This is a genomic window from Methylobacterium sp. 2A (assembly GCF_009806555.1).
Lineage (GTDB): Bacteria > Pseudomonadota > Alphaproteobacteria > Rhizobiales > Beijerinckiaceae > Methylobacterium.
The window spans coordinates 182,562-203,504 of record NZ_VUOK01000048.1; the positions used below are offsets into that span (position 1 = coordinate 182,562).

The following is a 20,943-nucleotide window of genomic DNA, read 5'->3' on the forward strand; positions in this document are numbered from 1 at the left end:
GCGGCTGAGCATCCTCATAGACCGATTTTCGAGCCGTGTGGGCCCAGCCAACCGGGAGTCGGGTGTTTGATGGCGCAGAGGCGTAAAAGTCGGCTCTTTGTTGGCGCGAAGTCGGGCTTGGAGTGCTTGGCGCTGACGCTAAAGGGTTGATATCGTTGAGGGGGTAGTCGCGCCTTATCTGACGCCCTAGATTTCCGTACAGAACTGCGAAGACCGGGCGTGGATGATGAGCCTGCCCCGGCGATAGGCGCCTCCAGGCCTGCCTGGTCGCCTATGATGCGGATCACGTCCGCCCCAACCTCCACCCTGTCGACAATCGCCTGAAGCCACGCTTTGCGGAACGGGATGTCTCCCGCCGTCACGTTCTCCGCATCAGCCGACCGAATCGTTCGATCAGAGCGGTGCCGGTTCGCTCCGCAACGCGGTCTGACCTGACCGGTTGGTGGGCTGAAGAGCCTGTTGCCGTCCTCCGTGTCGATCGATCTGCGTGAGCGCGTTGTTGCGGCCGCCACAGAGGGCCTCCTGCCATGCGGCGGCAGCCCGCTTCAGGGTGAGCGTGTCGAGCCTGAGCCGTTGGGCGGCGCGGCTCCGGCAGGAGGGTCAGCAGGCCGCCCTGCATGCCCGGGGCGGCGACCCGCACGCGCGGGCCATCGCGGCACAGGCCGCGCTGATCCTCCTCACCTATGAGCGCGAGCCGCAGCTCTTTCTGCACGAGCCCCGCGCGTGACCCTGGCCGCCCGGGGCGTGACGACCAGCACGAGCAGCCTGTCGCGCTTCTTCGCCCGCCACGGCATCAGCCGTAAAAAGGGCTCTCGTCGCGGCTGAGCAGGAGCGCGCGGACGTGAGGGCGGCCCGCCAAGCCTGGATCGAGGTCCGTCAGGATGAGCGCATCGGCGGAGAGGTGAGCTGCCCGGAGGTCCGCAAGAGCCTGCGCTTCGCTTCCGGCGCCGGCCCGGTGACGATTGAGATCGGCCGCGCACCGAACGCGCAGATCAAGCTCGGCCTTCTTCCGGCGGATTGACCGCGAAACCGGGATCGTCGCGCTTGCTTCACGGCCCGCTGATCGGCGCGAGCTCGTGGCGGGCAAGGATGGCCTGCCCCTTCTCGGAGACGAGGAACAGGGCGAGGCGCATCGCGTCCGGGTTGTCGGTGATGAGCGCCATGGCATAGGTCGCCGGCACCGACAGATTGGACGGCAGTCGCACGAGGCTGAGACCGGGCGCCTCCTTCATCGTGCCGCCTTGGCCGCTGCAGTAGTACAGGAGCGCGTCGGCATTGTTGCCCAGGAAGACGGTGGCGCTGGGACTGCGGCCCGCCATCGGCACCATCGCGTTTGGCGAGCCGAGCAGCTTGAGCGCCTTCCTGTCCAGCACGGCCTTGGCGCCGGGATGCACGGACTCGGCACGCTCGAAGACGGCTTGGGCATAGTCGCCCCCGGGATCGGCGCCGGGCGTCGAGGTCGCCAGCCGCAAGTCGGGCTCAAGCAGGCGGTCGAGCAGATTGTCCGGGGTCAGGCCGAGATCGGCGCGGGCGAGCACGCACAGCCTGTTGCGGGCGAATGGCACGACGGCCTTGGCCTTGCCCGCCTCGGCGAGGCGGCGCGGGCCTGCCAGGTCGGCCGAGAGATAGAGGTCCGCCTCCTCTCCGTCCTCGATCCGTTGTCGCAGCAGCCCAGCTGGCCCGAAGGTGGGTGCGGCCACCGCCTCCGCGGGTAGGCCGGAGGCGGCAATCACGTCTTTCAGGGCGGCCACGAGGCTGCCAGCCGCGTAGACCCGCACCGGTGCCGCCCGTGCTTCAGTCGCAAAGGTCAGCGCGATAGATCCCAGGAGCGCCGCTAGACGAAGCGCACGTGTCGGCGCGCGGAGGTAAGAGGTGATCAAGTATATCTCCGGACAACTGCCTCAAGGTGAATCCGATTGGATATAGCCTGATCACCGATTGACGGCACCCCGGGCGCGGACGTTTTACGCAGCCGGTCGAGGTGTCGGATATCGGTCGCGTCGTCGCCGGGCTGCGGTGGGGCGATGGGCGTGAAGAGGGACCGGTCTGGCTTGAGGTCGAGGAGCGGCGTCCCATCCAGGCAGTCGAGGCCTTGGGAGCGCTCTCCGCCGAAGTGGAATCCGGTTCGGCGCGAGAGAGCGCGTCGCGACAAAGGCTGAGAGCCGCGCTCGATGGCAACGCGATCGGGCGCGGCTCTAACCGTCAGCGTGTGCCCCTTGATGGCGTCCATCCGAGTCTCCGGGTCCGGGGTTGCAGGCTTCGCAACCACAGCCTCGCTCGACACCCTCGGATGGACAACCTCCGTAGCAATGACATCTAGCTGGCCAAGGGACCGACGCTGACGCCCCTCTGTAGCGACCAGATGGCAGCCTGCGTTCGATTCTGCACGTTGAGCTTGCGCAGGATGCCGCGGACGTGGATCTTGACCGTCGCCTCCGAGATCGTGAATCGTCGAGCGATAAGCTTATTCGCGTAGCCTTCTGCAATACAGCCGAGAATTTCATTCTCGCGCTCGGAGAGCGGAACCGCGGCGGGGAGCCCTTTTCCGGCCAGCAAACGATTGCTCTGGACCCGCGAAGGCGGCCGGAGTCGTGTCAGCATGTGGTGCGAGATCACGCCATAGCCGGCGAGCACCACATTGAGCAACTTCAGCAACGTCTCCTGATCGACGTTGCGACTCAGGATCGCGTTGGTGCCGGCGATCTTCCATTGGAAATCACCGTCCTCGCGCGACTGATCGTGGAGCAGGACGATACGCGCGTTGGGAAACAGGTGACGCAGCGCGAGCACGTCGTTCCTGTCGAAGGTTTGACCGTCTGCGATGTCGAAGATGATGAGGAAAGGTGTCGCACGATCGGAAACGGGTACATCGATCCCGCGCCAGCTCCGACGCGTGCAGAAAACCTGAAATCCATTGTTCGTGAGAATTGACTTGATGCCGGCCACGGCAAATTCACGATCGCCGATCACGATGACCCTGTCATCACGATGGTTGTGATCGACTTCGATGGACGCGATGGAAGGATGGGCTGCGACGAACGAATTTGCTCCCGAGGACTTAAGCGATCTTAAGCCAAGATGACCAGACATGTCATAAACCTCCCGCGTCTGATTTCACCATCGTGAGGATCGTCGTTTTTTCTATAAATGGTGAGCTGATAAGGATGCTTGAATTGGGGGGAATCTGCAATGCTTTTTTGCCGCCGGATGACGGCATATATTGCATTATGCCTTTACAATACCCGATAAGCTTAGCCCAAGACGACTGTACACGTTTCTGGTATCAATTATCAAGGAAATGGACTCTGCGAAGGATTTGTAATCGACGCAATCGTGGTCCGTCGCAATCAGCGCGGCATCATAGGGGGCTTTGTTTTGGTGCGGCCAAGCAACGCTCGTGCGGCCGGCGAATTCCACGTACTCGCGCGTTCCCGGGATGCTGGGGATATAGGGGTCGAAGTAGTCGACCTGTGCGCCGCGGCGTTCGAGAAGGCGCATCAGCTTGAGCGATGCGCTCTCGCGGATATCCTCGACGTTCTTTTTGTAAGCCATACCGACGAGCAGAATCCGCGCGCCGGTCAGGCCCCTGGCGAAGCGCCGGTCGAGCTCGTTGTGCAGGCGCTCGACGACGAGGTGCGGCATCTGCGTGTTGATCTCACCGGCAAGCTCGATGAAACGCGTCGAGATCTCGTGCTCGCGGGCCTTCCAGGTCAGGTAGAACGGGTCGATCGGAATGCAGTGACCACCGAGACCCGGCCCGGGATAGAAGGGCATGAAGCCGAACGGCTTGGTGCTGGCCGCATCGATCACTTCCCAGACGTCGATGCCGAGTGCGCCGTAGATGGTCTTGAGTTCATTCACGAGGGCGATGTTCACCGAGCGGAAGATGTTCTCGGTAAGCTTCACGGCCTCCGCCGTCCGTGACGAACTCACGCGCACGGTCGTCGTGACGATCCCGCGGTAGAAGGCATCGGCGAGGTCGAGCGAGACGGGATCGTCCGCCCCGACCACCTTCGGCACGTCGACCGTCGAGAATTTCGGGTTGCCGGGGTCCTCGCGCTCCGGCGAGAAGGCGAGGAAGAGGTCCGTCCCGCAGGTGAAGCCTTCCTGCTCAAGGGCGCGCTGCATGACCTCCTGCGTCGTGCCGGGCCAGGTCGTCGATTCGAGGATCAGGAGCTGACTCGGGCGGACGAAGTTGGCGATCGCATCGAGCGTGCTCGCGATGTGGCTGAGGTCGGGTTCCCGATGCGCGGTGAGCGGCGTGGGCACGCAGATGACGATCACGTCCGCTTCGCAAATCCGGGAGAAGTCGGTGGTCGCCTCCAGCCGCTCCCCATCAACCGCCCCGGCGATCTCCTCGGACGCGATCTGGCGCAGGTAGCTCTCGCCGGCATTGATCCGGCGCACCTTCTCCTGGTCGATGTCGAAGCCGAGGATGCGGAAGCCGGCCTTCCACGCGGCTCTCGCGAGCGGCAGGCCGACATAGCCGAGCCCGATGATCGCAATGCGCGCCTCCCGGGCGGTCAGGAGAGCCTTGAGGCCGTCGGCGCTCCGCGGGGCCGGGACCAGGGGCGAGCGGGCGGGAACCTGTAGCATCTGTCGCGTCTCCGGCGGGAATGAGGGTTCGTTACGATCGAAGCGTCCACCTCATGATCGGATCGACCGGGGCAGCTTCACAGCCCATGAAAAGGAGAGGATCGGGACGAAGACGGCTTAGCCCATTTGGACTAGGCAGTTTTCCGCCCGCAATCCTGCGGGCGCAGACGTTCAGCGGACCGCTGTGAACCGCCGCGGCAGCGGAAGCGGGTGGATACCAAGATGGCGCCAGACGATCGGGGCCATCAGGCCGTTCCAGGACAGGAGAGCGGCAACGTTCGCCGCCGCGGCGCCGAGCAGCCCCCAGCCGGGCACGAGGAGAAGCCCCAGGACGACGTAGACGGCGAGGCTTCCCGCGAGCACCTCCGCGGCCGCGATCTCCCGTCCGGTCATCTTCAGGAGCTGCAACTGCGCGCCCGCACTCGTCGCGATCACCTGGCCGGCGATCAGGATGCCGAGCGCGGTGCGCCCCATCAGGAAGGTCGGCCCGTACCATGCGAGGAGACGCGGGCTCGCGAGCCAGACCGTGACGCCGACCGCAAGGGCGCCCAGCGTGCTCCAGAGCGAGGACCACGCAACGAGCGCGCGCAGGTCGGCCAAGTCGCCGCGGGCGTAGATGCGCGCGATCAGCGGCGTGAAGTAGGCGTTGACCGCGAGTCGGGGCAGCAACACGAGAGCGGCGAGGTTCGTGATGAGGGCGAAGCACCCGGCCTCGATCTCCTGCCCCGTGGAACCGAGCAGGAGCACGCCGCAGCGGTTGATGAGCACCTCGGCGGCGACGAGGGCGAGGAACGGATAGGCCGCCCGGCGCCACGCGGGGGCCTCCTCGTCGAGGGGCGAGCCTTCGCAGGCGGCGCACAGGCGGCGCGCCCGGCGCGTGGCGATCGCGAGCGCGGCGACGGAACTCAGGATCGTCGCGGCCATCACCACCGGGGCGCCGACCTCACGGGTTGAGGCGAGGGTGGCGAGACCGAGGAGCGCGAGGAGGCCGCCGTCGCGCAGGATCCGGTCCGGCACGAGCGCCGTGATCGCCTGGCCGAAGGCGCGGATGATCGCGCAGCGCACCAGGAGAAGCGCCCAGACCGGGATCAGCACGAGGCCGAGAAGAAAGGTCAGGGCCGAGTCCGGCGTCAGCCGGGTCGCCGCGGCCGCGACGAGGAGGCCCCCGACGGCGGCGATCCGGAGCGACAGTTTCAGCACCCGGCGCTCGACGAACGCGACGAGGCCGATCGCCGTGCCGGGGACCCCGCGTTCGAGATAGGCCGGCAGGAAGCGCACCAACGCCGAATCGTAGCCGAGCGCCGCGACGTAGGAGACCACCACGACGATCGCCGTCACGTAGGCGTAGAGCCCGTAGCTCGCCGGGCCTGCGAGGCGCGCGGCCTCGCGTTGGGCGAGGTAGGTCAGGGCGACCCCGGACATCTGGACGCCGAACGCGAGGAGGCTCGTCTTGGCGAGCCTTCGCAGGAGGGCATTCGCCGAGGAGCAGGACGCCGCGAGGGTGGGCGGGGCAGCTGCCATGGTCGATCGTCCCTTGTCTTGTCTTGTCTTGTCTTGTCTTGCCTTGCCTTGGCGCAGGCCCGGCCGAAGCGCCGGGCACGGTGAGCGAATCGTATCGGGCAGCGCTCAAGCGCGGCCGCGTGGCCGGCGAGCCATGGCTTCCAGCGCGTCGCCGAAGCGGTAGGCGCGGTGGCGCTTCAGGTTCACCTCGGTCAGCACCGCGCCGAGCGGCCGCAAGGCCAGGCCGATCCCGCCGCTGCCGCGCAGCAGCGCGAGCGCGTTCTCGACGCAGTGGCGTGGCGTACGGCCCCAACGCACGGCAAGGAGGGTCTGATCGGCCGAAAGGCCGAGGACCTGCACCTCGGGGTTTTCCAGGAGGGCGCCGGCATCGACGACGACGAGAGCGTGGCGCTCACGCAGCCGATCCAGCAGGCGCGCCACGTCGCGGCCGATGAGAAAGGCGAGCGGATCCTGATCGCGCCGCGTCACCGACAGGACTCTCAGGGGAAGGTCCGCCACGGGCCGCGTCAGCGTCATGCCCTCGGGTACGGCGAATGTCGCTTCGGACGGTTCCCGGGCGCGAGACGGCGGCACGACGGCCCTGGCCCCGAAGTTGAGATCGACCAGGATCACGTCCGGGACGAGTGAGGCGGCGTAGAGCGCGAAGGCCCGCGCCAGCGCCGGCCCCCCCTCCCCGGACAGGCTCGATGTCACGAGGACGATGCGGTTCGCCTGCCGTGCGCCCTCGCCGCCGAGCGTGGCGATGAAGAGCGCCCGGAGCGTCGCGGCCCGCAGGCCGGAGGGCCGGGTCCATGGATTCCAGGCCCGGGGCACGCGGGGTATCAGGCCCAGGCAGGGAACCCGGAGCTCGCTCTCGAGGCAGCGTGCGTCGCGCAGGGTGTCGTCCTGCCCGTCCCGCCAGACCGCCGCGAAGGCGCCGAGCGCCAGGCCGAGCACGAGGGCCGGCGGGAGGAAGAGAACGGGACTGGCCGAGGCCGGCTTCTGCGGCGCCGCCGCGGCGGACAGCACGCGGGCGTCGACGATCACCTGCTCCTGGTTCTGGAGGAGCTTCTGCTGCTGCAGCAGCCCGTCGTCGTAGATCTGGCGCTTGGCGTCCGCGATACGCATCAGTTCGCGCAGCTGATCGGCGGCGGGCTGGCTGTCGCGCAGACGCGTCCCGATCTCGTCGAGCTGGCGCTCGAAGGCCTCCGCCCGCCCCGCCGCCATCGCGAGCTCGGTCGCGAGGGGACGAAGAGCCCGATCGACCTCGGCGACGATCTCCGCGCGCACGCGCCGCCGGTCCGCTTCGGCTCCGGGCCCCTGCGCGGCGAGGGCCTGCTCCTCGTCTTGGAGCGCGGCGAGGCGCGGGGAGGCGACGCGCTTCGCCTGCGGGCCCTGCCGAAGCGCCGTGAGCTCCGCCCGCTCCGCCTCCACCGCCGCGACGGCCGCCCGCGCGACCTGGGTTCGGCCCTTGAGCACGACCGCCTGCTGCTCCTGCTGCTCGACCGCGGCCGCGTCGAGGATCGCGTGGCCGAGCCGGAACGCGCGGATATGGGCGCTCGCCTGCTCCATCTCGGCGCGTAGCTTCGGCAACTGGCGGTCGAGGCGGGCGAGTTCCTGGCGGATCGAAGCGCGCTTCTGCTCCTCCTGCGCCGCGAGGTAGGTGTCGACGACGGTGTTGGCGATCGTCGCGGCGAGGCTCGGGCTCGTGGCGCTGAAGCGTACGGAGATGACGCGGGAGCGCGGCTCCGAGGCGACCTTCAGGTTGCGCTCGAGGTCGTCGATCACGAACTCGCGCGCGGGCTGATCGGGATCGCCCGCCCCCTCGGCGGCCTCCGCCCGGTCTCCGGGAAGCAGGCGCCTCTCGAGATCGGCGAACCCGCGCGCAAGGCGGTGCAGGCGGCCGATCTGGCCGAACTTCGCGGCCTGGAAGGCCTCGTCATCGGCGAGTATGTCGAAGACCCGCGCGAGGGATTCCCGCGAACCGACCGCGGAGACCTCCGTCTCGATCGCCATGGCGCTGTCGTCGACCCGTTCCGCGCGCGCACCGGCGGGCGCAGGCGGCGGCGCGATCACGAGTTGCGCGCGGGCGGTGTAGACGGGCGGGATCAGGATCCCGGCGGTCCCGGCGAGCAGCGTCGTGCAGACGCCGGAGGCCAGGATCAGGCGCCACCGGCGCCGGAACAGGTTGGCGAGCTGCGCCACGGAGCGGGCGGAGCCGCGCGGGCCCTGTTCCGGTGCGCCGGCGTCCGGCGGGGGCGCAAGGATCAGGCTGGGCGTCGCGGGAACGGAGGTGAATGTGTTCATGCCTCGCCCCTGCACCGTGCCGATACGGCTGTTGTCCTCAGCATCCCGCGACCATCGCACCCTCCCGGGCGGGGGCCGGCCCTGGCGCGAGCGCGGCCCGGTCCGGCTCCCGCCCGGCCCCCGCCTGCCAATGCCCCATCCAGGCGGACAGCATCGTCAGCGCCCAGATCTCGCGTGAGCGATCCCAGCGTCCGGACAGGTGCTCCGCCCAGGCTCGACGCACCGCGCCGCGGTCGAGCAGGCCGTCATTCCCGAGGTCGAGACGGTTCATCTGCGCGTCCGACCAGTCCCGCAGCGGACCGCGCTGCCAAGCGCCGACGGGCACGTCGAAGCCGCGCTTGCCCTGGAGCAGTTCCTCGCCGAGGTGACGCTGGAGCAGGCGGCGCAGGATCCACTTGCCGCGACCGCCGCGCAGCTTCATCCCGAGGGGGATACGCCACGCGAACTCGATCACGCGATGGTCGAGGAGCGGCGCCCGGCACTCGAGTCCCACCGCCATGGAGGCGCGGTCGACCTTCACGAGGATATCGCCCGGCAGGTACTCCGTGGTGTCGCGGTACAGGATCTGGAGGATCGGGTCGGACAGTCCGCCCGGCCTCCACCCCGCCGCCCGCCGCGGGACGGCCGGCCCGGAGGGAAAGCCCGTCACCTGATCGTACCAGTCGAGCGCGTCGGAGGCGGTGAGGAGATGGGCGAACTTGTGGAGCTTCTCGCGCCGGAGCGCCCGATGCAGCCGCGCCGGCACGCGGCAGGCCCGCAGGAGGTCGTCCCAGGCCGTCGGGCTCATCGCCGTGAGGCATGAGGCGGCCGCCCGCCGGACGCCCGATGGCACGCGCAGGAGAGGCGCGATGCGATCGTAGAGGAAGTGGCGGGCATAGCCGCCAAATCCCTCGTCGCCGCCGTCTCCGGACAGGGCCACGGTCACGTCGCGTCGGGCGAGGCGCGAGAGCAGCAATGTCGGGATCTGCGACTCGTCCGCGAAGGGCTCGTCCCAGATCTCGGGAAGTTCAGGGATGACGGCCATCGCCTCCGCGGGCGTGACGCGGAACGTGGTGTGGTCGGTGCCGAGATGCGCCGCGACCCGGGCCGCCTGGTCGGCTTCGTCGTACTCGGCCTCGGCGAAGCCGATCGTATAGGTGCGGACCGGCCGTCCCGAATGCTGCTGCATGAGCGCGACCACGAGGGAGCTGTCGATGCCCCCCGAGAGGAACGCGCCGAGCGGCACGTCGGCGATCATGCGCTGCGACACGGCGAGGCGCAGGAGCCGGTCGAGCTCCTCCTCCACGGCCGCCGGATCGGTTTCCGCCGGAAGGGGGGCTGACGTGGCGATCGCCTCCTCCAGGGTCCACCAGCGCCGGACCCGCCCGGGAAGGTCGTCCGGGCTCAGGCGCGCGAGGTCCCGCGCCTCCACGGAGAGGCACCCGCCCGGTGGGAGCTTGACGACCTCGCGCCAGATGCAGCCGTCCTCGCCGATCCAGCCCTGGCGCAGGAAGGCCGAGACCCCTGCCCGGCTCAGGCTGGGCCGGAAGCCGGGGAGCGCGGCGAAAGCCTTGAGCTCCGAGGCAAAGGCGAGCGCGCCGCCCGCGAGCGTGACGAAGAGGGGCTTCTTGCCCAGGCGGTCCCGGGCGAGGTGCAGGACGCGCTCCCGGCGGTCGAAGAGCGCGAGGGCGAACATCCCGGCGCAGCGTTCGAGCGCCCGCGCGAGTCCCCATGTCTCGCAGGCCGCGAGCAGAACTTCCGTGTCGGAATGGCCGCGAAAGACGTAACCCTCTGCGGTGAGGTCGCGGCGAATCTCCTGGAAATTGTAGATCTCGCCGTTGAACGTGACCACGAGCCGGGCGCTCTCCGAATGCATCGGCTGGCGGCCCGCGGGCGACAGGTCGATGATCGAGAGCCGGCGGTGTCCGAGCGCGACGCCCGCCTCCGGATCGGACCAGAAGCCCGAACCGCATGGGCCGCGATGCGCCAGCCGCTCGGTCATCGCCGCAACCGCGCTCAGGGTCTCGGGATCCACGGTTCGGGGATCGGCCAGAAGGCCGGCGATGCCGCACATGTCAGCTTCCATCGTGGAGGAGGACGCGACCGGGAGCGACGGTGCCAGCCGCCCTCCAGGGATCCGCCACGCCCGGACAAGAACCCGCAGGTCATCGCCGCGGAGCATCCGGATGTCGCTTCGAGTAATTACTATTGTCTACGAACTATTGGCTGTAAATATCGTATCCAGAACTAATCCGAACGGGCTAGTTCGTTGTTGATCTTGTCTTGCCATGGGCATCGGCAGGACAGATCCCAGGACAGATCCGAGGCCGGGGCGTTGCGATCGATGGTCGCGATCCCGGCGGGACAACCTGGGAGCCGGTCATGAAGGCGGTCATCCAATGCGGGGGAAAGGGCACGCGCCTGATGCCCTACACCATGGTCCTGCCCAAGCCGCTGATGCCGGTGGGCCCCCGGCCGGTGCTGGAGCTCGTTCTGCAATGGCTGCGCCGCAACGGCGTGTCCGAAGTCTTCATCACCACGGGCTATCTCGGCGGCCTGATCCGCACCGCGTGCGGCGACGGCCGGAAGTGGGGCTTGACGATCAAGTACACCGAGGAGGCCGAGCCCCTCGGAACGATCGGCCCCCTGCGGATGCTGCGCAAGGCGCTGACCGAGCCCTTCCTCGTGGTCAACGGCGACGTGCTCACCGACCTCAGCGTGCCCGCGCTCCTGTCCATGCACCAGCGCATGGGCAACGTCGTCACCATCGCCACGGTCCAGCGCACGATGAAGATCGATTTCGGCATCCTCGAGCAGGTCGACGGGCGCGTGACGAAATTCCGGGAGAAGCCCTCGCTCAACCACACCGTGAGCATGGGCGTCTACTGCATGCAGCCGAGCGTCTTCGAGTATATCCCGCCGCGCATCGCCTACGGCTTCGACAACCTCGTTTTCTCGCTCCTCGACCGGCAGGCACCCGTTGGCGCCTTCCGCCACGACGGACTCTGGCTCGACATCGGGCGCGTCGACGACTTCCGGAAGGCCCAGGAACTGCCCTGGGAGGACCAGCCGCCGGCCTTCGAGACGATCGCTGCCGAGTGACGCGCTCGAGAACCATGACGCGCTCGAACCGTGACGCGCTCGAACCGTGACGCACGCCAAACCGCGCCGCATGCGCCCTGCGCCCGGGCTGCGCATCAGGAGGAACCGGTATGCTACTCGTCTCGAGTCCCACACTCGGAGAGGCCGAGAAATCCGCGCTCCGCGACGTGGTTGAGAGCGGCTGGATCACCATGGGCCCGCGCGTGCGCGCGTTCGAGGAGAGGTTCGCGGCGCTGCACGGCGCGCCGGACGCGGTCGCCGTCAGCTCCTGCACCGCGGCGCTCCACCTCATCCTGCTCGCCCTCGGGATCGGCGCGGGCGACGAGGTCCTCGTCCCCTCGATGACCTTCGCGGCGACGGTGAATGCGGTGCTCTATGTCGGCGCCACGCCCGTCATGGTGGATATCGCCAGCCTCGATCACCCGATCCTCTCGCTCGCCGACGCCGAGGCGAAGTGCACGGCCCGCACGCGGGCGGCGATCGTGATGCACTATGCCGGCTACGTCACGGACCGCGACGCGTGGCGCGCGCTCGCGCGGCGACGCAACGTCCTCATCGTCGAAGACGCCGCCCACGCCGCCGGCGCAGCCGGGGTCGGGACCTTCGGGGCCGCCACCGCCTTCTCCTTCTACGGCAACAAGAACATGACCACGGCCGAGGGCGGCATGATCCTCGCCGAGGATCCCCGGCACCTCGCCCTGATGCGGCTCGCCCGGGCGCACGGGCTGACATCGGGAACCTTCGAGCGCAAGCAGGCCCGGGCTCCGACCTACGACGTCGTGAGCCTGGGCTACAATTACCGGCTCGACGAGTTCCGGGCGGCGCTCGGCCTCGCGCAGCTCGACCAGCTCGGCGCCTGGACCGCGCGCCGCCAGGCTTTGACCCAGGCCTATTTCGCCGCGCTCACCGCGCAGGCGCCGACCGTCGGCCTGCCCTTCCATCGCCTGGCGAACGATCCGGGGACGACCTCCGCCCATCACATCATGCCGGTGCTGCTGCCGCCCGGCAGCGACCGGGACGCGATCGCCGGGTTCCTGAGCGAGGCCGGCATCCAGACCACCATGCATTACCCGCCCGCGCACCGGATGACCTTCTACCGGTCCTTCCTGCCCGAGCAGGACCTGCCGGTCACGGACGCGTTCGCCCGCCGGCAGATCACGCTGCCCCTCCATCCCGGGTTGAGCGAGGCCGACGTCGCCCACGTGGCGCGCACGCTCGCCGACGCCCTCACCCACGTCGCACGGGGAGGTTGACCATGGCCAATTCGGTATCGGTGCCCCCTTCGGTCGCCCCGGCCGCGCGCGAGCGGACGCTGCACGCCTTCGACGTCGTGATCGCCGCCGCGGCGCTCCTGCTCCTGGCACCCCTGATCGGGCTCGTCTGCCTCCTGATCCTGGTCGAGAGCGGGCGCCCCGTCTTCTTCCGGCAGCGCCGCCTCGGCCGAAACGGGCAGCCCTTCCTGATCCTCAAGTTCAAGAAGTTCCGTGATGCGCGCGACGGCTCGGGACCGGGCCTGACCGTGACGAACGACACCCGCATGACGCGGGTCGGCGCATGGCTGCAGCGCACGAAGATCGACGAGGTGCCCCAGTTCGTGAATGTGCTGCGCGGCGAGATGGCGATCGTCGGTCCCCGGCCCGAGTCCCTGACCTTCGCGGACTGCTTTCACGGCCCCTACCGGGAGGTTCTGCGCTACCGGCCCGGCATCTTCGGGCCGAACCAAGTTCTGTTCCGGCACGAGGACGATCTGCTTGCCGGACAGCCGGACCTCGACCGCTTCTACCGGCAGGTCCTGTTTCCGCTCAAGGCGTCGGCCGACCTCCTGTACTTCTCCGGCCGCACCGCGCGGTCCGACCTGCGCCTCCTCGTCAGGGCGATGGTCGCGATAGGCGGCGGCCACGCCTCGCTCGGCCCCACCCTCGACGCCCGTGTCGACCGGCTCGCCAGGACGCAGGCAGCGGATCGCGTGCCGAACACCGATGCCTTCATGAAGGTCTAGACCGCTTCCTTGTCGTCCGTGGATCCCGGAAGACGATCCATCGCTCTGTTCTGACTGCTGTTTTCTACGCCGAGCCGGCCACCGCGTCGACGGACCATGGTCGAGTCCCGCCGCAGGCGCCGATCCGAGCTACGAGGAGGGTTTGAGGTGAGCTATCGCGGTGCCAAGGTCCTCGTCACGGGCGCGGACGGCTTCATCGGCTCGCATCTGACCGAGATGCTGGTCGAGCACGGTGCCAGCGTCACGGCGCTGGCGCTCTACAATTCCTTCGACCAGCACGGCTGGATCGACGACCTGCCGGAACCGGTCCGCCGCGGGTGCGAGGTGGTGCGCGGGGACATCCGCGACGCGGCCTTCGTGCGCCCCCTGGTGCAGGGCCGGGATGTGGTGTTCCATCTCGCCGCGCTCATCGCGATACCCTATTCCTACGTCGCCGCGCGCAGCTACGTCGACACGAATGTCGGGGGCACGCTGAACCTGCTCGAAGCCGCCCGCGACTTCGGGGTCGGACGCTTCGTCCAGACATCGACGAGCGAGGTCTACGGCACCGCGATCACGATGCCGATCGCGGAGACCCACCCGCTTCAGGGCCAGTCGCCCTACTCGGCCTCGAAGATCGGCGCCGACATGATGGCGGAGGCCTTCGCGCGCTCCTTCGGGATGCCCGTCGCGATCCTGCGGCCCTTCAACGCCTTCGGACCGCGCCAGAGCGAGCGCGCCGTGATCCCCTCGGTGATCCGGCAGGCGATCGATCCGGCCTGCGAGGTCTTGAGCGTCGGCGACACGAGCACGATCCGCGACTTCACCTACGTGGAGGACACGGCGCGCGCCTTCCTCGCCATCGGCGACGCGCCCGACATCGCCTACGGCCAGCCCTACAACGCGGGCAGCGGCGTCGCCGTCACCATCGACGACGTCATCGCGGCGGTGCGCGACGTCACGGGCTGCACCAAGCCGCTTCGGCACGATCCCGCCCGCGCGCGGCCGGACCGCTCCGAAGTGCGCGCGCTGCTCGCCGAGAGCCGTCGCCTCCACGAGGCCAGTGGCTGGACCCCGCGGGTCAGCCTCGCGGAGGGACTGCGGCGCACGGTCGACTGGTGGCAGCTGCGCTGCGCGCGCGGCGCGATGCGCCGCGAGACCCGGTTCATCGCGTGAGCGCCGCCATGACCGTCCGCCGGATCTTCGCGGCCGCCGCCCTCGCCGGCACGGCCCTGGTCGCCACGGCGGGCCGGGCGGCGCCGGAGGATGCCGGGGCGTCGAACGCCCTCCTCGAGACCCCGGCCATGGCCGAGCCGGCATACCTCCAGCCAACCCGCGACCCCGTCTTCGGCACGCCGCTCGTGCGCATCACCGCGCCCGAGCGGCCGATGGCCGGCGGGCGCTGCGGCGTGCGATATTGCACCCACCGCTATTCCACCGCGCAGGCCTGGAACGCCGATCAGAGCCTCCTGGTCATCGTGAACGGCTGCGGCGGGGCCTGCTTCCTGAACGGACGGACGTTCCAGCCGCTGTTCCGCCGCGACATGGCCGGCGAGTGCGAGTGGCACCCCACCGATCCGGCCGCGATGATCTGCGTCGACGGGCGGGCGGTCTATGTCTGGCTCCCGCGCGCGAACCGGCGGCGCACGTTCCAGACGCTTCCCACCTATGCCGGGGCGCAGTTCGGTCCCTACAAGGGCAATCCCTCCGCCGACGGCGAGCGCATCGTGGTCCGCGCGCGGGATGCCCAGGGGCGGCGCGTCGCCTTCGCCTTCGACCTCGCGACCGGCCGCATCCATCCGCCGATCGACCTGGGCAAGCTCGAGGGCGAGAACAACTACTGCACGATATCGGCCTCGGGCGCCTACATCGTCTGCGGCCAGAACCTGCCGGACGAAAAGGAGACGCTCTACGTCTTCACGGCCGACGGCGAGCCGGTCCAGCACTGGGCCGAGCACCACCGGCCCGGCCATGGCGACCTCACGACCGATCCCGACGGCGCGGACGTCTATGTCGGGATCAGCAAGTCCGATCCCGACCGCTTCCACGTGATCAAGCGGCGCCTGAGCGACGGCCGGATCACCGACCTCCTGCCCTACGGCCAGGTCTCGCACGCCTCGCTGCGCAACACGCGCCGCCCGGGCTGGGTGTTCCTGTCCTTCACCGGCGACCGGCAGGCGGTCGGCGGCACGCCGGATAACGGCAAGGCGCCCTTCTACCAGGAGGTGCTCGCGCTCCGCACCGACGGGAGCCGCACGGTGCGCCGGATCGCGCAGACCCGGAACGCCGCCGCCGACTACTGGAGCGAGACCCATGCCGCCCCCTCGCCCGACGGATCCCGCGTGATCTGGTCGAGCAACTGGGGCCGGGCGGGCGGCCCGGTCTCGGACTACGTCACGACGGTGGATTGGCCGGATTCCCGAAGCCGCGCGGCGGGCGAGCCGGCCGAGGAGGCAGAGCGATGACGACGCGGCGCGCTTCCCGTGCAGGCCTGGACCGTCCCCGCTGCCTCGGACTTGCGATCGCGGCCTGCCTCGGCCTCATGGGCGCCCGGGGCGCTTGTGCCGAGGAGTACCGCCTCGACGTCGGCGACGTCATCGAGATCTCGGTCGCCGGCATGCCGGAGCTGCGCCAGCGCGTGCCCGTGCAACTCGACGGCTCGATCTCGATGCCGCGCCTCGGACGCCTCCAGGTCGCCGGAACGACCGCGGGGGAGACCCAGGCCATGGTCCAGTCCGTGCTGTCCTCTCAGCTCCTGCGCCAGCGTATGCCGGACGGGCGCGAACTGGCCTTCACCGTCGAGCCGCGGGAGATTGCCGCGACCGTCGTCGAGTACCGGCCGATCTACGTGGACGGGGACGTGTCGCGCCCCGGCGAGCAGCCCTACCGGCCGCTGATGACGGCGCGCCAGGCGATCTCGATGGCCGGCGGCTACAACCTCGTGCGCTTCGGCGCCAAGTCGCCGACGTCGGAGGCGGCGGATGCGCGCGGCGAGTACGAGATCGCCGCGGCGGACCTCGCCAAGGAACAGGCCAACATCGCCCGGATTCGGCGCGAGCTCGGCGACAGGGATGCGGCCGTGCCGCCCCCGGCGAGCGCCGTCCCGCGTCAGATGCTTCTCGAGATCCAGAAGTCGCAGGCCGACCTCTATGAGGTCAACCAGGCCGACTACCAGCGGGAGCGATCCTTCCTGAGGCGGGGCACCGACCAGCTCGTCGCGCAGACGCAGATCCTCACGCGCCTGCAATCCGAGGAGGAGCAGGGTGTCACCGCCGACAAGGCGGAACTCGACCGTCTGACGGAGCTGCTGAACCGCGGCGCGGTCGTCAGCCAGCGCGTCACGGATGCACGCCGCAATGTGCTGCTCTCCTCGACGCGCAACCTCCAAGTCACCGCCCAGCTCATGCTGGCCACGAAGCAGAAGGATGAATTCGCACGGCAGATGGAGCGGACCGACGACCTGCGGCGGGTGAAGCTGCTCACCGAGCTCTCGGACCGGCTCGCGAAGGCTGAGCAACTCAAGGCGCGCGGCCGCGCGTTGAAGGAGCGGATGGCCCTCCTCTCCGCGCAGCCCGAGGAGGTGCCCGGCTGGCGCCGCGTCCCCACGGTGAGTCTCGTGCGCCGGATGCCCGGCGCCGGCCGGGTGCGCATTCCCGCGAGCGAAGACACCGAGCTCTGCCCCGGCGATGTCGTCGAGGCCACCCTGAGGTCGCAGGCCGATGTCGCTGCCAATCCCGTCGCCGCCAACCCCTGAGCGGACGCGCCTGAAGCGGATCGCGGGCATCGCGGCCGGCCGCCGCACGGGCGGCGGGCGCACGCACGGGCCGGCCGGTCACCCCGGCGTCCGTGTCGATGGGGCAAGAGGCCGTAGCGCGTGGGATCCGGGGCGTTTCCCGTGATCCGGGAACTTGGAAAACGCTCTGACACCGGGTGTGCGTTGCGGTTTCCGGAGCTGAACAGGCTGCTTCGGCGGAACATGCCCTCGTGGCGTCCAGAGCGAGCCTGGGGTGGGGACATGAACAGCAATCGGCGCATCGCCGTCGTGGCGCACAGGCACGATCTCTTCCAGCTCGTCCTGGTGACGATCCTGCAGGCGGAGCTCGGCTTCTCGGAGGTCGCGGTCGCGATATCGACCGAGGACGTCGTCACGCACCTGGCCGATGCGGACGATACGATCCTCGCCCTCTTGGATCTGCGCATGCTGGGCTTCGGCGAGGCCGGGCGCCTCCTGATGCTGCGCGAGTGCTTCCCAAATGCCCGTCTTGTCGCGGTCGGGCCGATGCAGCGCGCGAACGTGCTCGAGGCCCTCGCCGCCGGCGTGCACGGCTACATCTCGCCCGAAATGAACATCCAGGACCTCAGCCGCGCCCTGTCCACGGTTTTGGACGGCCAGATCTTCGTGCCCGTCATCGTCACGGACCTGCCGCACACGTTCGGCCCGCCCCCGAGCGGCGCGGCGCCCGTCAGCCCCGTGCCGAACCCCCCGCGTCGTTTTTCCGGACCCGGCAGGGCTGAGATCGACTTGACGCAGCGCCAGCGCGATGTCCTGCGGCTTGTCATCCAGGGTCAGTCCAACCGGCAGATCGCCGCGACGCTCGGCCTCCGCGAGAGCACGGTGAAGGCCCACCTTGCCAACGTGTTCCGGCTCCTCGGCGTGCGGAACCGCTCCGGCGCGGCCGGCCTCGGCATGCGCATGCTCGGCATGGAGGGGGGGCTGCCGTAGCGGACGACCGGCTCCGGTCCGCCTGACGGCGCCGTGCTGGAATGTCCTATTTCGGATGATCTATGAGGCCAGGACCAGAGAGTCTGATTGGTAATCGTCAGTTCGTACGCCGTCATCCCAGTACCATGCGCCTAATCCGTTGGGATAACTGCAATGGAGTAAGAATCTGTTTATCATGGCCGTAGGTCCGAAATGCCGGTCGCCGTGGGGGCGGACAGGCGCTCGCTGGGACCAGGCCTGAGGAGGGGACATCCGATGTCCGGAGGATGCGCTGCGCGTCTCGCGCCGAACGAAAGGCCGGACGCCCCGCGATCGGGACTGGATTCCACAGGCAGGCTGTCTCTCACGGTCCCGGATACGGCTCAGGGTGTCGAAGGGTAGAATTTTGGAGGGGGCCCATGTTCGACCTGACTTTCAAATCGGCTCAACGGACGACGGCCTCCTGTTTTCCGAGCCCGCTGCCGACGGCACCGAAGACCCCGGTGGTTCTTGTCGATCGCTGCGCGCTGTCGCGCGAGGGCCTCGCTCAGGCGCTTCGCGAAGGACCCTTCATCGTCGTCGCGTCGGAGGACGATGTCGCCAATGTCCGCCTCCCGGCCGAGGCTATGAGCGGCCCGTTGCTCGTCATACGCGCCATGTCGGGGGATGAAATCGACGACCCCCGCCCCCTGAGAGCCGTCCAGGCGCGGTTCCCGGACTGCGCGATCGTGGTGTTCTGTCCGGACTGTGCGCCGGAGAAGGTGACGGCGATGCTGCGGCTCGGGGCGATGGGGGTGCTCACCGATCCCGACGAGCGCGACGGCATCATCGGTGCGCTGGAGCTGGTGACGCTGGGACATTACGTCGTTCCCCTGGACGCCGTCGCCTCGTGCCTGGACCTGCGCATCGACGAGCCGGTCGAGGCGATCACGGCTGCCGCACTTGGCGATCCCGGCAGGCGAGAGCCGGAACTCGGCCGTCTGTCGGTGCGGGAGGTCGAGATCCTCCTGTCGTTGCTGGCTGGCGAGCAGAACCGGTGCATCGCGCGGCGCCTGTCGATCACCGAGGCGACGGTGAAGGTCCACGTCAAGGCGATCCTGCGCAAGATCAAGGCCCAGAACCGGACCCAGGCCGCGATCTGGGCGCTCAACAGGATCGAGAAGCTCGAAGCCTACCGGGCCTCCGGTTCCGGCATGGGCTGATCCGGCTCCGCGGGCGCGTGCGTCCCCGGCTTCGGAGCCGGCCTGCCGCTCGACCGCTTGGCCGAAGGGGATAGCGGTTCGGCGTACGTGAACGCGCCGGAATATGCCGACCCGACGCCGTGGCCATTGCGGCCCTGTACCCGTCGGCCCGATCGAAGGGCACCGCGTGTCCGCTGCCCCGTGCAACGTCGGCTCAATCCGGCCCTGCCCTGCGCGGACGGCTGGATGCGCGCCCCTGAAGGCAGCGGTCTCAGGCCGGCGTGACGGCCGGCATGACGGCTGGCATGGCGAGCGTGCGATAGAGCGACGCGTATTGCGCGGCAATGCTGTCGAGCGAGAGCCGGTCGCGGACGAGCGCGGCGCCCTGCCTGCCCATCGCCTGCGCGCGCTCCGGCGCGTTCAGGAGTTCGAGGATGGCGGCGGCCAGAGCCCCGGGCGTGCGCGGCGGCACAAGCAGGCCGTTCTTCCCGTGCCGGACCACGGCCCTGCAGCCGGGCATGTCCGTGGTCACGATCGGCAGGCCGGCGAGCGCGGCCTCCAGCAGCACGCGCGGCAAGCCTTCGCGGAACTCGGTGGGGAGGACGAACAGGTCGGCGAGCGCCAGGAGCGATTGGACGTCCTGGCGTGGCCCGATCCAGCGCACGGCCCGCGATCGCTGGCACAGCGCCATCAGACGCCGTTCTCGGCGCCCCACCTGCTCCCAGGGGCCGACGAGGAGGAAGCGCACGTCGGGCGCAACCGCCTGGACGAGCTCCGCGGCGGCGAGCAACGTTCCCGTACCCTTGAGCGGTTCGATGCGCGTGACCGTGATCACGACGCGCGCGCGGCCGAGCCCGAGCTGTTCCCGCAGCAGCGCGGGGTTCGGCAGCCCGGCGCGGGCGCGATCGATCGCATCGACGTCGATGCCCGAGCCGGGGATGAGGTGCGCGCGCTCGGGATCCGACATCCCCCCTTGCGCGAACGTCGCCTGGTCCGCCTCGTTCTGGAAGACCGCAACCGCGCCGCGCCGCGCCGCCTGCCGCTGGATCGCGTTGTAGACCGGCCGCAGGCAGCGCGCCCCAAGCCCGCCGGATGAGTGGACGCGGCCTGTGCCGTTGATCGTCCGGACGAGGCGCGGGACCGCGCGTTCCGGCCGGACGAGAGCCGTGTAGAGGTTCGGCTTCGTGTCGAAGGACTGCACGATGTCGGGGCCGACCGCGTCGATGATGGCGCCGAGCGCGCGCACGGCCCGCAGGTCCCCGAGCGGATCGAGCCGGCGCGTGAAGGCGTAGTCGTGGAGCGGGATGCCGGCCCGGCTGAACGGGGCGGCGGCGCAGTTCGCGGCCGCATGGACCTCGAAGCCATGCCCGGCGAGCGCGTGCAGGAAGGGGATGCGCAGGTGGTGGTCCTCCCCGCCGACGCACAGGAGACGCGTGCGCCGGCCCGGGCCGGGCGCGGGCAGGGAGAGACCCTCCGCCGTCGCGAGACGCGGCGCCTCGACGGACGGCATGAGGCGATCGAGCTGCGGCATCAGACGATCCTTCGGCACGCGCCCGGTCGATGCGGCAGACGATCCAAGACGAATGGACCCACATCGC

At 69.4% G+C, this 20,943-nt stretch carries 15 protein-coding genes and 2 pseudogenes; 9 read left to right on the forward strand and 8 right to left on the reverse strand.

What is annotated here, in order from left to right; translation table 11 throughout:
* Window positions 1–459 precede the first annotated feature (459 nt).
* Window positions 460–883 (forward strand): annotated as a pseudogene (locus FVE89_RS31330) (helix-turn-helix domain-containing protein); the annotation flags it as partial.
* Window positions 884–1,049: 166 nt separating this feature from the next.
* Here the strand turns inward: FVE89_RS31330 and FVE89_RS22210 are convergent.
* The 7 genes and pseudogenes from FVE89_RS22210 to asnB all read right to left on the reverse strand — a co-directional run bounded on the left by FVE89_RS22210 (window position 1,050) and on the right by asnB (window position 10,456).
* Window positions 1,050–1,778 carry a substrate-binding domain-containing protein gene (locus FVE89_RS22210; protein ID WP_160536439.1) on the reverse strand — a complete coding sequence of 243 codons (729 nt, stop codon included), beginning with the start codon at window positions 1,776–1,778 and terminating at the stop codon, window positions 1,050–1,052.
* A gap of 224 nt (window positions 1,779–2,002) precedes the next feature.
* A pseudogene (locus FVE89_RS22215) lies at window positions 2,003–2,095 on the reverse strand (tRNA (N6-threonylcarbamoyladenosine(37)-N6)-methyltransferase TrmO); the annotation flags it as partial.
* A gap of 221 nt (window positions 2,096–2,316) precedes the next feature.
* Window positions 2,317–3,090: a response regulator transcription factor gene (locus tag FVE89_RS22220; RefSeq protein ID WP_160536440.1), complete on the reverse strand. Its 774-nt coding sequence runs from the start codon at window positions 3,088–3,090 to the stop codon at window positions 2,317–2,319.
* 135 nt (window positions 3,091–3,225) lie between these two features.
* Entirely contained in the window at window positions 3,226–4,596 is a 1,371-nt protein-coding gene (locus FVE89_RS22225; RefSeq protein ID WP_160536441.1) for a nucleotide sugar dehydrogenase, read from the reverse strand.
* Window positions 4,597–4,767: 171 nt separating this feature from the next.
* A complete protein-coding gene (locus FVE89_RS22230; protein WP_160536442.1) occupies window positions 4,768–6,117 on the reverse strand; it encodes a polysaccharide biosynthesis C-terminal domain-containing protein in 1,350 nt (449 codons plus the stop codon).
* Between the two features lie 105 nt (window positions 6,118–6,222).
* A complete protein-coding gene (locus FVE89_RS22235) occupies window positions 6,223–8,403 on the reverse strand; it encodes a Wzz/FepE/Etk N-terminal domain-containing protein (RefSeq protein ID WP_160536443.1) in 2,181 nt (726 codons plus the stop codon).
* Window positions 8,404–8,440: 37 nt separating this feature from the next.
* Window positions 8,441–10,456 (reverse strand): asparagine synthase (glutamine-hydrolyzing), encoded by a 2,016-nt coding sequence (asnB, locus tag FVE89_RS22240; protein WP_160536444.1) that lies wholly within the window; start codon window positions 10,454–10,456, stop codon window positions 8,441–8,443.
* Window positions 10,457–10,764: 308 nt separating this feature from the next.
* Between asnB and FVE89_RS22245 the strand changes: the two genes are divergently transcribed.
* The 8 genes from FVE89_RS22245 (at window position 10,765) to FVE89_RS22280 (ending at window position 19,366) form a co-directional block, all read left to right on the forward strand.
* The gene (locus FVE89_RS22245; RefSeq protein ID WP_160536445.1) at window positions 10,765–11,484 is read left to right on the forward strand and encodes a nucleotidyltransferase family protein; all 720 of its coding nucleotides are present in this window, start codon (window positions 10,765–10,767) and stop codon (window positions 11,482–11,484) included.
* Between the two features lie 110 nt (window positions 11,485–11,594).
* Complete coding sequence (locus FVE89_RS22250) at window positions 11,595–12,737, forward strand: DegT/DnrJ/EryC1/StrS aminotransferase family protein (RefSeq protein WP_160536446.1); 1,143 nt, start codon at window positions 11,595–11,597, stop codon at window positions 12,735–12,737.
* Window positions 12,738–12,739: 2 nt separating this feature from the next.
* On the forward strand, window positions 12,740–13,483 hold the full coding sequence (locus FVE89_RS22255; protein WP_160536447.1) for a sugar transferase: 744 nt from the start codon (window positions 12,740–12,742) through the stop codon (window positions 13,481–13,483).
* A 147-nt stretch (window positions 13,484–13,630) separates the two neighbouring features.
* Entirely contained in the window at window positions 13,631–14,638 is a 1,008-nt protein-coding gene (locus FVE89_RS22260; protein ID WP_160536448.1) for an SDR family NAD(P)-dependent oxidoreductase, read from the forward strand.
* 8 nt (window positions 14,639–14,646) lie between these two features.
* Window positions 14,647–15,927, forward strand: a complete 1,281-nt coding sequence (locus FVE89_RS22265; protein ID WP_160536488.1) for a hypothetical protein — start codon at window positions 14,647–14,649, stop codon at window positions 15,925–15,927.
* A complete protein-coding gene (locus tag FVE89_RS22270; RefSeq protein WP_160536449.1) occupies window positions 15,924–17,216 on the forward strand; it encodes a polysaccharide biosynthesis/export family protein in 1,293 nt (430 codons plus the stop codon). The genes FVE89_RS22265 and FVE89_RS22270 overlap by 4 nt, the downstream gene beginning before the upstream one ends.
* Window positions 17,217–17,477: 261 nt before the next feature.
* Window positions 17,478–18,185, forward strand: coding sequence for a response regulator transcription factor (locus FVE89_RS22275; RefSeq protein ID WP_160536450.1), 708 nt, complete (start codon window positions 17,478–17,480; stop codon window positions 18,183–18,185).
* 482 nt (window positions 18,186–18,667) lie between these two features.
* Window positions 18,668–19,366 (forward strand): response regulator transcription factor, encoded by a 699-nt coding sequence (locus FVE89_RS22280; RefSeq protein ID WP_342389997.1) that lies wholly within the window; start codon window positions 18,668–18,670, stop codon window positions 19,364–19,366.
* Between the two features lie 250 nt (window positions 19,367–19,616).
* On the opposite strand, the gene FVE89_RS22285 is transcribed toward FVE89_RS22280, so the two are convergent.
* A complete protein-coding gene (locus FVE89_RS22285) occupies window positions 19,617–20,876 on the reverse strand; it encodes a glycosyltransferase (RefSeq protein WP_160536452.1) in 1,260 nt (419 codons plus the stop codon).
* Window positions 20,877–20,943 lie beyond the last annotated feature (67 nt).